Source organism: Kribbella sp. NPDC054772 (assembly GCF_053611945.1).
Genome location: NZ_JBSHBJ010000017.1, coordinates 1 through 16,483, shown reverse-complemented (window position 1 = coordinate 16,483; position 16,483 = coordinate 1). Strand labels below are relative to the sequence as shown.

The 16,483-nt window shown below is 68.4% G+C and carries 14 protein-coding genes; 8 read left to right on the top strand and 6 right to left on the bottom strand.

The genetic code is table 11. From position 1 onward, the window contains the following. Positions 1 to 13 precede the first annotated feature (13 nt). From ACWGID_RS24730 to ACWGID_RS24705, 6 genes are all read left to right on the top strand, one after another. Positions 14 to 1,492, top strand: a complete 1,479-nt coding sequence (locus ACWGID_RS24730) for an extracellular solute-binding protein (protein ID WP_452200264.1) — start codon at positions 14 to 16, stop codon at positions 1,490 to 1,492. Positions 1,493 to 1,499: 7 nt separating this feature from the next. Continuing rightward, positions 1,500 to 2,384: a MurR/RpiR family transcriptional regulator gene (locus ACWGID_RS24725; protein ID WP_452200262.1), complete on the top strand. Its 885-nt coding sequence runs from the start codon at positions 1,500 to 1,502 to the stop codon at positions 2,382 to 2,384. An 11-nt stretch (positions 2,385 to 2,395) separates the two neighbouring features. Beyond that, on the top strand, positions 2,396 to 3,394 hold the full coding sequence (locus ACWGID_RS24720; protein ID WP_452200261.1) for an acetylxylan esterase: 999 nt from the start codon (positions 2,396 to 2,398) through the stop codon (positions 3,392 to 3,394). A gap of 8 nt (positions 3,395 to 3,402) precedes the next feature. Continuing rightward, on the top strand, positions 3,403 to 5,103 hold the full coding sequence (locus ACWGID_RS24715) for a right-handed parallel beta-helix repeat-containing protein (RefSeq protein ID WP_452200259.1): 1,701 nt from the start codon (positions 3,403 to 3,405) through the stop codon (positions 5,101 to 5,103). A gap of 82 nt (positions 5,104 to 5,185) precedes the next feature. Beyond that, entirely contained in the window at positions 5,186 to 5,749 is a 564-nt protein-coding gene (locus ACWGID_RS24710) for an SDR family NAD(P)-dependent oxidoreductase (protein WP_452200257.1), read from the top strand. Between the two features lie 65 nt (positions 5,750 to 5,814). Further along, a complete protein-coding gene (locus tag ACWGID_RS24705) occupies positions 5,815 to 6,531 on the top strand; it encodes an MBL fold metallo-hydrolase (RefSeq protein WP_452200255.1) in 717 nt (238 codons plus the stop codon). Here ACWGID_RS24705 and ACWGID_RS24700 read toward each other — a convergent pair. Together ACWGID_RS24700 and ACWGID_RS24695 are read right to left on the bottom strand one after the other, a co-directional pair. Further along, positions 6,514 to 6,663 (bottom strand): hypothetical protein, encoded by a 150-nt coding sequence (locus ACWGID_RS24700; protein ID WP_452200253.1) that lies wholly within the window; start codon positions 6,661 to 6,663, stop codon positions 6,514 to 6,516. The genes ACWGID_RS24705 and ACWGID_RS24700 overlap by 18 nt on opposite strands. An 81-nt stretch (positions 6,664 to 6,744) precedes the next feature. Beyond that, positions 6,745 to 7,653: an NADP-dependent oxidoreductase gene (locus tag ACWGID_RS24695; RefSeq protein WP_452200251.1), complete on the bottom strand. Its 909-nt coding sequence runs from the start codon at positions 7,651 to 7,653 to the stop codon at positions 6,745 to 6,747. A 189-nt stretch (positions 7,654 to 7,842) separates the two neighbouring features. Between ACWGID_RS24695 and ACWGID_RS24690 the strand changes: the two genes are divergently transcribed. Further along, positions 7,843 to 9,066, top strand: coding sequence for an FAD-dependent monooxygenase (locus ACWGID_RS24690; RefSeq protein ID WP_452200250.1), 1,224 nt, complete (start codon positions 7,843 to 7,845; stop codon positions 9,064 to 9,066). Between the two features lie 5 nt (positions 9,067 to 9,071). On the opposite strand, the gene ACWGID_RS24685 is transcribed toward ACWGID_RS24690, so the two are convergent. Next, on the bottom strand, positions 9,072 to 9,734 hold the full coding sequence (locus ACWGID_RS24685; RefSeq protein WP_452200248.1) for a response regulator: 663 nt from the start codon (positions 9,732 to 9,734) through the stop codon (positions 9,072 to 9,074). Next, entirely contained in the window at positions 9,731 to 11,371 is a 1,641-nt protein-coding gene (locus ACWGID_RS24680) for an ATP-binding protein (protein WP_452200247.1), read from the bottom strand. The genes ACWGID_RS24685 and ACWGID_RS24680 overlap by 4 nt, the downstream gene beginning before the upstream one ends. Before the next feature lie 199 nt (positions 11,372 to 11,570). Between ACWGID_RS24680 and ACWGID_RS24675 the strand changes: the two genes are divergently transcribed. Next, a complete protein-coding gene (locus tag ACWGID_RS24675) occupies positions 11,571 to 12,761 on the top strand; it encodes a PstS family phosphate ABC transporter substrate-binding protein (protein WP_452200245.1) in 1,191 nt (396 codons plus the stop codon). Between the two features lie 40 nt (positions 12,762 to 12,801). On the opposite strand, the gene ACWGID_RS24670 is transcribed toward ACWGID_RS24675, so the two are convergent. Together ACWGID_RS24670 and ACWGID_RS24665 are read right to left on the bottom strand one after the other, a co-directional pair. After that, positions 12,802 to 13,584, bottom strand: a complete 783-nt coding sequence (locus tag ACWGID_RS24670; RefSeq protein WP_452200243.1) for an alpha/beta fold hydrolase — start codon at positions 13,582 to 13,584, stop codon at positions 12,802 to 12,804. Positions 13,585 to 13,612: 28 nt separating this feature from the next. Continuing rightward, positions 13,613 to 15,253: an alpha-L-rhamnosidase-related protein gene (locus ACWGID_RS24665; protein WP_452200241.1), complete on the bottom strand. Its 1,641-nt coding sequence runs from the start codon at positions 15,251 to 15,253 to the stop codon at positions 13,613 to 13,615. Between the last annotated feature and the right edge of the window lie 1,230 nt (positions 15,254 to 16,483).

Below are 16,483 nucleotides of genomic sequence, written 5' to 3'. Positions count from 1 at the left end.
ACTAGGAGTAGAGATGTACAGAAGTGCTGTTGCGGTTGCCCTGGGGAGCGCTTTGCTGCTCACGGCCTGTTCGTCGGGGGAAGGAAGCGCGGACGGGGCCGCGGACACCGAGTTGTCGATCAGTGAGATCTCGTACGGCGCGACGCCGCCGAAGGATGACGTCATCGGCCAGGCGCTGAAGAAGGATCTCGGCCTGGACATCAAGCTGAACGCCGTCGGTTCGAGTGACGACTACTATGCCCAGCTGTCGGCGTCTCTGGCCGGCGGGGACGCGCCCGATCTGTTCCAGGTCGACCGTTCCAGGCTCCAGCAGTTCGTCAAGCAGGGCCTGGTGCTGGACGTGTCGAAGTACCTGGACACGGATCTGAAGCAGTACACGTCGTTCGTCGGCAAGGACCAGATGAAGGCCGCGATCCTGGACGGCAAGACGTACGGCGTCGTGAAGCGGCCGCAGTACGCCTACAGCACGTACTGGATCCGCAAGGACTGGCTGGACAAGCTCGGGCTGGGTGTCCCGAAGACGACCGACGACCTGTTCGCGGTCGCGACCGCGTTCACCACCAAGGACCCGGACGGGAACGGCAAGCCGGACACGTACGGGATCACCGGCGGCAAGGACGCGGACCCGTGGGCGCCGCTGTGGGGCGGGTTCGGCACCGGCGGTCCCGGCGCGGAGTACGTCGAGAACGGCAAGATCGTCAACGGCTACCAGGACCCGGACACCAAGACTGCGCTGTCGTACATCTCCAAGCTGGTCAGCGCGAAGGTGGTGGACCCGGACTTCCTCAGCAGCACGCTTGCACAGGCTCAGGAGCGTGCGATGCAGGGCAAGTCGGGCATCATCTGCCAGAGCTGGCCGCAGATGACCAAGCCCGAGTTCACCGCGTCCGCGAAGAAGGCGCAGCCGGGTGCGCAGTGGATCCAGCTCGCGCCGCTCGCCGGGCCGGGCGGCCCGGGCGCGATGGCCAACGACGACAACTTCGCGTCGATCTATGCGATCCCGGCCAAGGTCGGCAAGGACGAGGGGAAGCTCAAGAACGTCATGAAGTTCCTCGAGTACGTCTCGGGTGCGGCCGGCAACCGGCTGGTGTCGTACGGCATCGAGGGCACGCACTACACGCTTGCCGATGGCAAGGTGAAGCCGACGCCGAAGCTGGCGACCGATGGCGGCTGGTTCTGGCTCTACCAGGTGACCGGGCGGGACGAGGGCGAGTATCTCGGGATCAAGTTCGCCGCCCAGAAGAAGGAGATCGACTTCGCCGCGAAGCAGCCGCTGCTGGACACCTACACGAGCCTGGTGGTCAGTCCCGACGGGTACAACCAGGTCGACGCCGATCGGTACTCGAACGAGCAGCTGGTCCAGTTCATCAGCGGGAAGAAGCCGATGGCGCAGTACGACGCCTTCGTCAGCGATCTGACGAACAAGTTCGGCTACGGCAAGTACATCGAGGGTGCCGAGAAGCAACTCACCGACCTCGGGCTGGCCAAGTGAGCGGCACATGATCTCTGGGGAACGAGCCGGCAGTCCGAGCCCGCTGGAGCTGGTGCGGCGGGCGCTGCCCGACCTGAGCGGTGCGATGCAGCGGGTCGCCGAGCAGATCGTGGCGAACCCGGACGAGGTCGCGCGCGGGTCGATCACCAAACTGGCCGACGCCGCGCGGACCTCGGCGTCGGCGGTCACCCGGCTGTCGACGCAGCTCGGGTACGCCGGCTATCCGGCGTTGCGGGCCGCGCTGGCGATGGAGGTCGGCCGCGGAATGGAGGCCGGGTGGGCGAGCGACATCGGGTCGGAGATCGGCCCGGCAGATCCGCCCGAGCAGGTGCTGAACGTGCTCGCCTCGACGCAGGCGAACGCGTTGCGGAACGCCTTGTCGTCGATCGACCTCGCCGCGGCGACCCGGGTCGCGGACGCGATCGCGGGCGCCCGGCGTACTCACATCTACGGTGAATGGGGCGACGCGATCCCGGCTCGCGAGTTGTACATCCGGTTGCTGCGGATCGGGATTCCGGTGTGGTTCTTCGACGGTCCGCAGTCGTCGGAGATCGGCGCCGGCCTGCTCGGCGAGGGCGATGTCGCGCTGACCGTGATCCGGTCGGGGCACAACACGACCGCGCTCGAATTCGTCCGGCGGTCGCAGGCTGTCGGAGCGTTGACCGTCGCGATCACCGGGGTGGTCGACTCACCACTGGGCCGTGCCGCCGAGGTGGTGCTCGACACCGGTACGGCGGCCGGCGGGACCTGGACCGAATTCTTCGCGGGCCGCGCGAGCGACGTACTGACAGCCGGACTGTTGTTCGTGCTGGTCGCACAGCGCGTGCCCGATCACCTGACCGCCAATGCGCCGAACGGGCTCGGGCTGCCCGTCGTCCGTCCCGACAGCTGAAGGGCTTTCTGATGGCGATGTTCGATCTTCCGCTCGACAAGCTCCGCGAGTACCGGCCCGAGGTGGCCGCTCCCGCCGATCTGGTCGAGTTCTGGCGCCGCTCGATCGAGAAGGCGCGCACCGACGACCTGTCCGCTTCGTTCACCGAGATCGACAACAAGCTCGCGGTGATCGACACCTACGACGTCACGTACGCCGGCTTCGGCGGCTCGCCCGTGAAGGGCTGGCTGCATGTCCCGGCCGGCGCGACCGGTCCGCTGCCGACGATCGTTCAGTACCACGGGTACTCCGGCGGCCGGGGCCTGCCGCACGCGATCAACTTCTGGGCTCAGGCCGGGTACGCCCACTTCGTCACGGACACCCGCGGTCAGGGCTGGACGTCGGGCGGCAGCAGTACGCCGGACGACAGCGCGTACGCCGGTCTGAGTCACGTGCCGGGGTTCCTGACGTCGGGGATCACGGACCCAGAGACGTACTACTACCGCCGCGTCTACATCGACGCGGTCCGGGCGCTCGAGGCCGCGCGGACGTCACCGTTCGTCGACCCGGACCGGTTGGTCGTGGCCGGTGTCAGCCAAGGCGGTGGCATCGCGATCGCGACGGCCGGGTTGGCCCCGCTGGCCGGGATCGAGTTGCGCGGCTGCGCTGCCGACGTACCGTTCCTGTGCCATTTCCAGCGGGCCGTGCAGCTCACCGATCGCGGCCGCTACAACGAGATAGCGCAGTACCTGAAGGGTTCCCGGCACCAGGTCGACACGGCGCTGAACACCCTGAGCTATTTCGACGGCGTCAATCTCGGCCGGCTGGCCACCGCGCCCGCACTGTTCTCGGTCGCGCTGATGGACGCGAACTGTCCGCCCTCGACAGTGTTCGCCGCCTACAACCACTACGGAAGCGAGCAGAAGGACATCGAGGTCTACCCCTACAACGAACACGAAGGCGGGCAGGCGTACCAGCAGGAAGCACAGCTCGACTGGTTCTCGAACATCTTCGCAACGCCCACGAAGTGAGGAGAAAGATGAGATCGAGATGGTTCGCCGCAGCACGCGCCGGAACGGTGGGAGCCCTCCTGGCGGGTACTCTCACCCTTCCGGCGCAGGCCGCCGGTCCGACGTACTACGTTTCGCCCAACGGCAGCGACAGCAACACCGGCCTGTCACCCACCGAGGCCTGGAAGACGATTGCCAAGGTCAACAGTTCCACCTATGCACAAGGCAGCCTGATCTCCTTCGAAGGCGGCGCGACGTTCACCGGCTGCCTGGTCTTCAATCCGACGAACGTCCCCGTGTCGTCGGCGACGGTACCGTTCCGGGTCGCGTCGTACGGCACCGGGAAAGCCACGATCAGTTCCAACTGCGTCGGCGACTACTCCGCGGCCGTCACCGCGGACGCCGTGAACGGTTTCCAGCTGAACAACATCAAACTGGTCAACGGTGGTACGACTGCGGCCGGTGTCCTGCTGGAGAACCAGAGCACGACGACCGCGACCAGCGGACTGCAGATCAACAACGCGGACATCTCGGACTTCGCCACCCCGAGCGGTAGCACCAGCACGTTCGGCGGGCAGATCATGGTGCTCGGCTACGCCGTCAACGGGAACTCAGGCCCGTTGAACGACGTACAGATCGTCAACAACAAGTTGTACGGCGCCAGCGCGACGTCGAACGCGGGACCGGGTGTGTACGGCTGGGGCTCCGGCCTGAACATCAGCAACGTCCGCGTCGAGGGCAACACCGTCTACAACCTCGGGATGGCGCCGAAGTCGACCGGCGCCGCGATCACCGCGAACGGCTGGAACGTGGCGCTGATCCAGCGCAACGTCGTGCACGACATCGGCGCCAACGTGACGTCCTGCGGCGGTACCAGCGGCATCATGTCGTACACGTCGAACAGCGTGACCATCCGCAACAACGAGGTGTACAAGGTCCAGCCGCTGCCGTCGTACACGGCCGGCTGCGACTGGGACGGCATCGATCTCGACGGCGGTACGACGAACTCGCTCGTCGAGTACAACTACACCCACGACAACGCCGGCAGCGGGCTGCTCGCGTACACGTCGACCGCCGCGTCCCGGGTGTGGGGACCGAACACCTACCGGTACAACATCTCGCAGAACGACGACTCGGCGCTCGCCCAGGGCGGCTTGATGGACGTCGTACCGAACGCGCCGAAGAACGCGCTGTCGATCTACGGCAACACGTTCTTCAGCAACAAGGACCAGAGCGCGAACAAGAAGCAGGGCGCGAGTGCCTGCTTCAACTTCGGCTACGCCACCGGAGTCTGGGCGGCGGGCTCGCTGATCAAGGACAACATCTGCTATCTGACGAACCGGAACAACTTCGGCAAGACCGGGCAGATGTACTACAACCCGTACACCCAGACCGGGATGACACTGTCGAACAACCTGTACTACGGGACGAACACCGGCGGCTGGCGCTGGGGTGGCACGACGTACACCACCTTCGCCGCCTGGCAGGCCGCCGGAGTGGAGACCAACGCGGTCTGGGGCGATCCGCTGTTCACGTCACCCGGTGGCGGCGGAACCTGCACCTGGTCGCCGCCCTCGGGCACCGGACCGCAACCGTGCCCGCAGGCCTACACCCTGACTGCCGGCTCCCCGGCGCTCGGCGCGGGAACCCCGATCTCCGGCAACGGGGGAGTCGACTACTTCGGCACCACCATCCCCAACCCACCCAACATCGGCGCTGACGCCGGCTAGCCCTCCAACGGTCTGTCGAGGCGCAGGTGAGGTCGCCTGTGCCTCGACGGGCCTAGCCCTTGTACGGCGCTACCATGCTGGCGTGGACGCTTGGGGCGACGATGACATCCACGACCAGCAAGGCCGTACGGCCGTGGTCACTGGGGCGAACTCGGGGCTTGGCCTGCGCGCCGCGACGGTGCTCGCGGCCAAGGGCGCGCGGGTGATCCTGGCCTGCCGGTCCCGCGAGCGCGGTGAGCGCGCCGCGGCGGCAGTCGGCGGCGAGCTGGTCGTGCTGGACCTGCAGCACCGCTTGCGCGCCGAAGGTTCCTCGATGCTCAGCGTGGCCGCGCACCCCGGGTTCACCGCCACGGAGATCGCCGCCGCGGGCGCGCGCAACCAGGGGCTCGGCGCTTTCGCGAGACCGCTCAACGCGATGACGAAAGCGATGTCCCAGCCGGTGTCCGAGGGGACGCTGCCGGTGCTGTACGCGGCGACCGCACCCGACGTACAGGGCGGGGATTACTACGGTCCGCGGAGGTTCGGCGAGTTCTACCGTGGCGTCGGTCCGGCCCGCATCGATCCCCGCGCACAGGACCAGGCACTCCGCGCCCGACTATGGCGCCGCACCGCCGAGCTGACCGGCGTACACCCGGACCCCAACTGACGGTTGAACTGGCTGCGGGCTACGACCGTGTGTTCCTCAACAGCATCAGACTTTCGGAGAAGACCATGAAACTCGCACCGCATCTACACCGGCTCGGTAATGACGTCGTCGCGTCGTACCTTGTGGACACGGCCGACGGCATCACGCTGATCGACGCGGGACTGCCCGGGCACTGGCGGGATCTGCAGCGCGAATTGGGCGTGCTGGGCAAGTCGGTCGACGACATCCGGGGAGTCGTGCTGACCCACGGTGACTCGGACCACATCGGTTTTGCGGAACGGTTGCGCAGTGAACACGGCGTACCTGTGTTCGTGCACGCCGCCGACGCGGTCCGGACCCGTACCGGTGAGAAGCCCAAGGTGCCTTTCGGGCCGGCCAAGCTCGGTCCGACGCTCGGCTTCTTCGGGTACGCCCTTCGCAAGAACGGCCTGCGGACCCGCTATGTCCGCGAGGTCGTCGAGATCGGTGACGGCGACGTCCTGGATCTGCCCGGGAAGCCGGTGATCGTGGGGATGCCGGGGCACTCACCGGGCAGTGTGGCGGTGCATGTCCCGCTGGCAGAGGCGGTGTTCGTCGGCGACGCCCTGACCACGAGGCACGTGCTCACCGGCCGTACCGGTCCGCAGGCCGCGCCCTTCACCGACGACCCGGCGACGGCCTTGTCGTCCCTGGATCGGATCGCCGGTCTGTTCGCGTCCTGGATCCTTCCCGGCCACGGTGCTCCCTGGCGCGTCTCGCCGGGGGACGTGGAGACCTGGGTCAGGTCAGAGGCGGTCGAGTAGTTCGTCGTCGCGGCGTACCGGATTCTGGGACTTCGCGGGGGGACGGGTGACGATCGCCAGGAGACCGCGCAGCCGACGGACCAAGTCCGCGGCGTACGGATCCGGCTCGCTCCGACAGCGTCGTACCTTCATTGGCGTCCCCCTCCCTCAGCAGACGTATCGGAATCCTGCGGTACGCCGTTACGCCGTCGAGCGCATGTGAGGGGGACCACGTCACTTCATGGTGATGATGGACCTGCCGCGGGTGTGCTCGGTGAAGGCGGCGGAGGCGGTGGCCAGGTCGTGGACCGCGGTGACGAGCGGGGTGAGCCGGCCGTCGCGGAGGCGCGCGGCCAGTTGCGTGAGCTGTTCGCGGTTGGGCTCGACGACGAAGAAGATCGACCGGCCGTCGCTCGGCTGGACGGTCGGCGGCTCAGCGACGCTGACGACGGTGCCGCCCGGTCGGAGCAGCGCGGTGGAGCGGTCCCGGATCTCGCCGCCGATCACGTCGAAGACCACGTCGACCGCGCCGACGTCCTCGAGCCGGTCGCTGCCGAGGTCGACGAACTCGTGGACGCCGAGAGAGCCCGCCAACGCCCGGTCGGCAGCTCGGCCGGTACCGATGATGTGGGCTCCGGTCTCGCGGGCCAGCTGTACGGCGACCGAGCCGACGGAACCGCCGGCGCCGTGGATGAGGACCGGACGGCCGGCCTCCAGGTGACCGTGGTCGTACAGCGCTTGCCACGCCGTCAGACCAGGCATCACCACAGCCGCCGCGGCGACGTGATCGATGTCGGCCGGGAGCGGCGCGAGATTGCGAGTCTCGACGGCGGCTTGCTCGGCGAGCGAGCCGTTGCGGGCCCAGTCGGTCAGGCCGAAGACGCGCTGGCCGACGGTCAGACCGGTGGTGCCGTAGCCGAGCTCGACCACCACGCCGGACAGTTCGTGGCCGAGGACGCTCGGCGTCCGGTCGCGGCCGGCGCGGTCGGTCCAGGTGCTGGGCCATTCCGGTTCGCCGCGGAGGAATCCGGCGGCGTGGACCTCGACGACGACGTCGTTCTCGGAAGCGGTGGGGGAGGGCAGCTCGGTCAGCGACAGCCCGTAGTCGTCGGCGTCGCGGTCCCGGACAGTGATGGCACGCATGAGGATCCTCAGCAAAAGGTCGGTGGCTGGTCACTTTCGACGGTAGGCAGTCATGGCCCGTGTTCGATAGGCCATTCGCAGTCGGTTCTGATGGGCCACTCACCCCGCCCGCGGCGTCGCCTCGGCCGCTCAGACTCGGGAACGCAGTACGATCTGGGCCTTGATCCGGACGGGTGAGTGGGGGACTGGATGAGTACGACGGTGTTGGTGGCGGGGGCGAGCATCGCCGGGCCGGCGTTGGCGCATTGGCTGCGCAGGCGGGGCGCCGAGGTGACCGTGGTGGAGCGCGCGCCCGGGATCCGTCCCGGCGGGCAGGCGGTGGACGCGCGCGGCGTGGCCAAGGAAGTGATCCGGCGGATGGGGCTGGACGCTGCGGTACGCGCGGCGTGTACCGACACCGCCGGCGCGCACACCGTGGACGCCGACGGGAACGTGCTGGAGACCTACCGCGCGGACGACGACGGCGGCGACGGGTATATCGCGGAAATCGAGATCCTCCGCGGGGACCTCTCCCAGGTGCTGTACGACGACACTCGCGACGGAGTCGAGTACATCTTCGATGACCGGATCGCCGAGCTCACTCAGGACGCGGACGGCGTCGACGTGACCTTCGCGAGCGGCGCTCGGCGGCGGTTCGACCTCGTCATCGGGGCCGACGGCCTGCACTCGTCGCTCCGCGCGACGATCTTCGGACCGCGGGAACAGTTCATCCGCCACCTCGGGCTCGTGCTGGCGTTCTACAGCGTGCCCAACGAGTTCGGGCTGGACCGCTGGATGCTCGACTACCAGGACCGCGAGTCCGGACAATCCGCGGGCCTGCGGCCGATCCAGGACGCCACCCGGGCGATGGCCATCTTCTCGTTCCCCGCGGCCGGCCTGGACGTCGACTACCGCGACATCGAGGGACAGAAGGCGCTGCTGCGCGAGCACATGGCCGGCCTCGGCTGGCTGACCCCGCGCATCCTCGCGCACCTGGACGACACCCCGGACTTCTACCTGGACCAGGTCGCCCAGGTCGTGATGGCCCGCTGGTACGACGGACGCGTCGGGCTGATCGGCGACGCGGCGTTCAGTGCGTCACCGATGTCCGGGCAGGGGACCGGGCTGGCCTTGGTCGGCGCCTATGTTCTCGCCGGCGAGCTGGCCGCCGCCGGGTGGCACCCGGAGGCCGGGTTCGCCGCCTATCAGGCGCGGATGCGGGCGATGGTCGAGGCCAGTCAGGAGATCGGCCGGATGCACGTGGAGAGCCTCGCCGCCTCTGGACCGGACGCCGCACCGGATGCCGAGCCGGGCCCGGAGCCCGACATGGACGCGTTCATGGAACTCGTCGACCGGGCCCTCAACGGCGTCGACCTGCCCGACTACGCCGACGTACCGGACTCCGGCCCCTCGAAGTCGTCAGCCACGCACTAGTCCGTTCACCGGAGCCAGGTGTAGTGGTGTTCGGGGCGGCCGGTGGTGCCGTAGTGGAGGGTCAGACTCGCGAGGCCCGACTTGGTGAGATCGGCAAGGTAGCGCTGAGCCGTGACGCGCGAGATGCCGGCGTCTTCGGCGACCTGGGCCGCGGTGAGGGCATTGGGTGCGGCGAGCAGGATGTCTCGGACGAGAGTTCGGGTGGCCGCGGAACGGCCCTTCGTCGTGCTCCGGTCGCCGCCGTGGATCACGGCGTACGCGTGGTCGATGTGCGCCTGGTCGACGGTGCGGGATCCGCTGAGACCTGACCGGCCGCGGGCGTACGCCGTGACCCGTTCGACGAGCGCCTCGACCGGGAAGGGCTTGAGGAGGTAGTTCAGTACGCCGCCGGCGATGGCTCGGCGTACCGTGTCCGAATCGTTCGCCGAGGTGACCATGATGCACGGCGCGCCGATGCAGTGGAGCAGCGATGTCCCGGGGGCGTCGGGCAGGTACTCGTCGAGGAGAACGAGGTCGGGTCGTTGCGTCCGGGCGAGTCGCAGCGCGTCGGCCGCGCTGCGCGCCTGACCGACGACCTCGCACTCCGACAGTGTGTCGAGTACGTCGGCGTGGAGCTGCGCGATGCGAAAGTCGTCGTCGACGACCAGGACCCGGAGAGCCGCACTCATGGCACTCGGATCGTGCTGGGTGCGCCGACGACGTCTTCCAACCGTGCGGAAAAGATCGCGCCGTGCGTCGCGGTACTGCCCGGATCGAGGAGCAGTACGTCGCCCCGATGCCGCCGCGCGGTGTGTCGAGCGAGGCCGAGCCCCAACCCGTGGCTCTCGCGCGCGGGGCCCTGCAGGTTGCGGGTGGTGAACCCGGTGTCGAAGATCGAGCCACGCGCGGCGTCCGGAACTCCAGCACCCGAGTCGGCGACATGGATCACCAGCGTTTGCCCGTCCGAGGCGAGCGTGATCTCGACCCAGGCGCCGTGCGTCCCCGCGGCCGCCGCGCGAATGGCGTTATCGACCAGATTGCCGATCACGGTGACGCAGTCCAGCGGATGGGTCAGGCGCTCGTCGACCCAGGTCGTCTCGCCGAGTCGCAGCTCGACGCCGACCTCCGAGGCGACGGCCGCCTTCGCGGTCAGTAGCCCGGCGAGATACGGGTCCGCGAGGCGTTCGCCCCAGATCGTCGTCGGACCGAGGTCATCGAGGTACTCGCGGGCTTCCTCGACCCGGCCGAGGCCGAGCAGGCCGGTCAGCGCGTGGATGCGGTTGTTGTGCTCGTGCGCCTGGGCGCGGAGGGCGTCGGTGAGGGCGCGCGTCGCTTCGAGCTCGCGGGCGATGTTGTCGAGATCGGAGTGATCGCGGAGGACGAGAACGCTGCCGAGGTCGTTCCCGTGGCGAATCACCGCCAGCCGGGTCACCTTCACCGTGTTGTCGCCGATGACGATCGTCTCTCCGACCGGTCCCTCGGCTCGGACCAGGAGGGCCTGGACCGAAGCGGGCAGTCCGGCGTGGGAGATCGTCCGGCCGGCCTCGGGTCGCATGCCGAGGAGACGCTCGGCTTCGGAGTTGCAGGCCGTGATGACGCCGTCCGGATCCACCGCGATGACACCGTCGCGGACGCCGCTCAGGATCGCCTCCTGATCACGGAGCAGGTCCGCCATCTCGGCCGGTTCGAGACCATGCGTCGTACGGCGAAGTCGGCGGGCCAAGGCGATCGCGCCGGCGACACCGAGCAGTAGTGCGACGAGGCCACCGGCGACCAGACAGCGGGTGAGCGACCACACCCGTTCGTTGACCCGGCTCATGGCGAGGCCAACGGTGACGGTTCCGACGATGCGGCCGTCGGTTGCGCGCAGCGGCACGCTGCCCGTCGCCGACGTACGCTCCGCGTCCCGATCGATGGTCATGAGCTGGCTCCCGCTCCGCACCTGCGCGAGGTCCATGCCCGTCCGGCCGCCGACGCGCGCCGGATCGGGATGGCTGTAGCGCGTGCCCGCGGCGTTGGCGACGATCACGTACTGCGCATTCGTGGCGGCGCGGACTCGCTCGGCCTCGGCCTGGATCGGTCCGCCCTGCGCCGCGGGCATCGCGAGCCACGTCGCGTACCGGGTGTCGACCGAGACGCCGCGAGCAATCGTCAGCGCACGGATCTCGAACTGGCGTTGCACGATGCCGCGGACGACGTACGCCGCGATCAGGACGCACGGGATGAGCGTCGCCGCGACCAGTGCGGTGACGAGCAGGATCACCTGGTCGCGCAGCCGCAACCGCGGCCGCCGCGCGGTGGCAGCACTCGTCAACGTCCGTCGCACAGCTCGAACCATAGTGTTCACGCCGCGATCTGGGATCACCTCGGAACGCACGCATCCGCCGGCCACCGTGACCTTTATGAACTCAACGCCGCGAACGAGCGCAAGCTGGGCCGGATCGAGGGTCCTCCCTACGGTAATCGGCACCCGAGCGGTGTAGGGCGCCCGCGCCGCTTGGGTCCGCCGAACGAGGAGGATCAGAATGAGACAACGTCCGGTACGCATCGCGACGATCCTGGTGACGTGCGCGGCGCTCACCGCCGTAGGAGCAGTCAGTGCCGGGGCCGAACCCGACCTCACCGCGAAGGAGCTGGCCGTCTGGGCCGTCGCACCACAGAAAACGGTCACGAAGCAGACCGACGAGCAGGACGCCTACAACAAGGAGCACGGCCGGCCGACGCCTGCTCCCGAGCTGCTGCAACCCAGTGCCGACCCGAGCCTGGCGCCGTACAAACCGCTCGGCCGGAACGCGCTGCGCGGGAACTACAACTGCGGCGCGTCCGATGTCCTCGCGGCGCTCTCGAAGGACTGGATCAAGGAGTTCACCGCGCTGTACCCGAAGGTGACGATCAACGTCGACCCGCCGTACGCCGGAAGCCTCGGAGCGCTGGCGTTGATCGACGGCAAGCTGGACTGCGTGTTCGTGTCCCGCGAGCTTAAGCCGTCCGACGACGTCGCGTTCCGGGCGAAGTTCGGCTACGGTCCGACGTCGATCCCGATCTCGGGCGGAAGCTACCGGCACTTCGGCTTCCTCGACTCGATGGGCTTCGTCGTCAACTCCTCGAACCCGCTGAACAAGCTGTCGTTCGACCAGCTCGACCGGTTGCTGTCCAGCACCCGGAACCGGGGCGGTACGCCGATCCGGACCTGGGGTGATCTCGGTCTGACCGGCGAGTGGAAGGACAAGCCGATCCACATCTACGGCATCCAGCCGTGGAACGGGTTCGAGGAGTTCGTCCGGGAACGCGTGCTCGACTACAACGGGCAGCGTGGTGAGTGGCGCTCGGCCCAGACCGATCCGAACGTGAGCTGGGAGACGACGGTCTTCAACCAGGCCAAGCACGTGAGCCAGGACCCGTACGGCATCGCGTATACGGGGATGGCGTACGTCGACCAGCCGGTCAAGGTCCTGTCGCTCAGCAATCACGACAACGATCCGGCGTACGCCCCGACGTACGAGAACGTTGCCTCGGCGCAGTATCCGCTGAGCAGGCTGGTCTATCTCAACCTGAACAAGGCGCCGGGTCGCGCGATGGATCCGGTGCTGCAGGAGTTGATCAAGTTCATCATCAGCAAGCAGGGTCAGCAGGTGGTCGGCAAGCAGGGAGTGTTCCTGCCGCTGCGTGGGTTCCAGAGCGCGGCGTCGGCGCAGCAGTTGCGTTCGCTGCCGTAGCTGGATTTGGCTGCGGCCCGCATGCCGGGCCGCAGCCGTCTTACCGGGCCTGCTGGAGGAACTCGACGATGGCTTGGGCTGTCGGATCGGGTTCTTGTTCGGCGGGGTAGTGGCCGGAGTGCTCGAGGACTCGTTCCGTGACGTTCGTCGCGAGTGTGCGGAGGCCGTCGGCGACGGCGGAGCCCATCGCGTAGTGTCCTCCGATCGCGAGCACGGGGGTGTGGACTTCTGAGAGCCGTTGTACGTCGGCGATGTCGTCGGCGCGGGCTCGGTAGTAGGCGAGTCCGGCTTGCAGAGCGTCGTACGTCGTGTAGGCGTCGATGTAGGAACGCATCGTGTCGGGGGCGAGGCCAGCGGGGCCGGCGCTCTGCTGGAGGAAGGTTCCGTAGTAGGCGGCTTCGCGTCCTGGGACGAGTTGCTCGGCGAGGTCGGGGGCGCGGTTGAACGGGCCGTGCCAGGACGGGTAGTAGTCGGCGCCTGGTGCGGGGATGTCGACGTCGATGCCGGGGAGGATCTCCTCCTCGATCACGATCGCGTTCACCGCCTGGGGGAGCGCGGCCGCCAGCAGAAACGCGACCGTGCCACCCCAGTCATGGCCCACGATCGAGAACCGCGTGAGACCGCGCTCGCTCAGCTCGTCGCGGAGCCCGGCCGCAAGATCGCTCTTCCTGAAACTGGTCGTGCTTCCCGCCGGCTTGCCGAGCCCAGGCAAGGTGAGCGGAACCGGCACGAACCCGCTGCGACTGAGGACCGGCAGCAAGCCTCGCCAGTGCGCCTCGGTGACCGGCCACCCGTGCAGCAGCACGACAGGCCAACCATTCATCCGTCCATCATGCGTCTTCGGACGCCGGTCAGCGTGCTGTCACCGTAATCGAGGGTGGTGCGATGACTGCTGGTGGTTTGCCGGCTTCTGCGCGGATGGTGAGGGGACCGTGGGGGGTCGGGACCGAGGCCTGGGCCCATTCGAGGCCGCCGAGCTGGGGAGCGACCGTGACGGCTGTCATCCCGGGGGCTGTTGGGCGGACGCCGAGGAGCGTCGCGACGTAGTGGTACAGGGGATGTGCGCCCCAGGCGTGGCAGTCGCTGCGGGTGGGTTCGGGGTGTTCGATCACGGTGCGCAGGCCCTGGTCCAGCAGGCCGTACCAGAGTTCGAGCCGGTCGAGCAGTACGTCGGTTCGCCCGATCGCGTGCAGTGCCTCGAACAGGTAGTGATCGAAGTACACAGTGGTCCGCGCGAGCCCCTCGGACGGTTCCTGCAGCATCGTCCGGACCGCCGTCTCGCCGTACTTCGCTCCCGCGAGCACCGCCAGCGCTTGTGCGTGTTCGCTGAAGGCGGTGTGCGCGAGATCGTCGGCGTACAGCCCGCGGTCGGCGTCGTAGAACGCCTCGTCGGCGGCTTCGAGGAGCTGGCCGGCCATCTGTGCGTACCGTGCTGATGCGTCGGACTCGCCGACCCACGACTCCAGCTCGGCGACCTGCCGCGCGACGAGCGCCAGTTGTAGTTGCAGCACCGCTGACTGACCGCGTCCCGGGCCGGGCCAGTCCGCGTGTACTTCGCCGTCCTGGACGATGCCGGGCGGCGTACCGGCTTCCCAGCCCGGCACCCAGTCGGTGAAGTTCCATCCGTGCAAGGCGTGGAAGATCCCGCGCTCGTCGACAGTACGGCGATGCGCGTCGACCGCCGCGCGGACCGCGGGCATCAACTCGGCGACGAAGGCCAGATCGCCGCGCCACAACGCGAAATCGTGCACCATCGCGACCCACCACAGCGTGAACGGCGGGATCGGGGACGACTGCCGGGACGGCGTCCGGGACGCGACCAGACCGTTGCCGTCCTGACTGCGAGCGAAAGCACGAAGCGCCTGCCTGGCGAGGGCGTCGTCACCGGTGGTGGCGTAGGCAATGAGGCATTGCAGGCGGGTGTCACCGGCGTACTGGAGCTGCTCGTAGTACGGGCAGTCCATGGTCGTCTCATGGCTGCAGGCCTGGAGGGTGCGGAACGCGAGTACGCCGACCTTCGCGAGCCGGGGGTCGCTCGCGGTGAAGCCGCTGCGGTCTTCGTACGGGTAGTGGGTCTCGCGGAGTCGCAGGCCGGTGATCGTCAGTGGTTCGGATGCTGTGGTGACGAGAAGTTCGACGTACCGGCCGGACTGCCACCACAACGTGCTGTGCGACTCGCGGCCGCCGCCGGCGATGAAGAGGTCGCCGATGCCGTCTTCCTCGAGGCCCGGGCGGCCGAAGAGTTTGCCGTCGATGACGTCGCGGTGTCCCTTGCCGGCTTCTGGGTCCGTCTCGTAGAGAGACTCCTGCCAGAGCACTCGTACTTCGGCATCGCGGCCGCCCTCGAGATCGAGAACGGGGTACGCGCAGACGTACTGGTCGAGGTCGATGAGCACGCGGCGACAGGTCCCGGGCGGGAGGTGCAGCGCCGTACCGTCGAGCAGCCGCTGCCAGTCGTCGGCCTCATCGTCCAAGTGGTCCGCTGGTTCCACGACGCGACCGCGCGTCGACTCACCCGCAGGATGCTCCGCGACATGCCGCACGCGAGCCCCCTCCACCCACCGCCGAACCGGCGCAGGCAACCGAGCCGGCACCAACAACCGCGCCCCGCCATCCAGCCCATGGCCGTCACTCGCACGCCCGCCCGCATCGTCCCTCGCGTGTCCGAGGTCGCCGTCGCTTGCGTGTGCCAGGTCTCCGGTTGCGGCAGCTGACCAGGTCAGGCTGTCCTCGCCGGTCTGCCAACCCCACGGATAGGCACGACCGTCACTGACGTGCCGAGCGCCGCACCCATACCCATCACCCTTCGGGCGTAGACCATGCCCAGGCAACGCAGCCGCCTGCCAAACCGCCGTACCCGTGCCCAGCTCAACCAGCTGACCGCTCACAGCCTCAGCAGCGACCAGGAACGTAGGACCATCCCCAAGACTCATCTGCGCCATCGGCGCGTCGTCCCCAAGGCTCCACACCCGAGCAGCAAGCCAATGCCCGCCAACCGGCAACCGCACCCGATAGCTCTCGAACGACCACTGCCCGACCTCGCCCCGCGACGGCCCACGCCCCACAAGCTCCCCGTCGAGCCAGAGCTCATACCGCTCATCCGCCGACACGTGCACAACAACCTCGGCCGCCTCCGCACACTCAACCCGCAGCCGAAACCCCACCACGTCACCACCCTCAACCGCCCGAACCCACCGAGCCGGCCACCCGCCCCCCACAAACGGGTCGTCCTCAACCTGAACATCAACAACCTCGGGCATGGTCACAGCTGTCCCTCTTCGGTCTCGCGAGCAAGTTCGACGTACGGCGGCACAACGGCACCGACGCGCATTGTCCCCTGACCGGCCGCCACCCAACCGGCGGATCGCCGGTGGGTGCGTGTCGCGTTCCGCCGCGGATCGAGGCGGCGGACCGGTGGGTCCGAGTTGATGCCAATCCGGGGAAGTTGGCCCTTTATCGGCGGTCGGATGCGGGTAAAGATGGGAGTGTGACCGCCATCATCCACCCAGGTGTGGGACGTCCGGGACCCGTCGTGGTGCCCCGTCGTCGGCGTTGGTCGCGGCCGCTGCGGCTCTGAGGACCTCAGCGATCTCTGACAGCCACCATCCACGGACTGCCGTGGAACGGTGGCTGTCGCGGGGGGGCCGCGGGGGGGGGGGGGGCCGGCCCCCCCCCCCGGGGGGACTGGGTGTTATGGAGCCGGATAAACAAAGGGCAGGGGT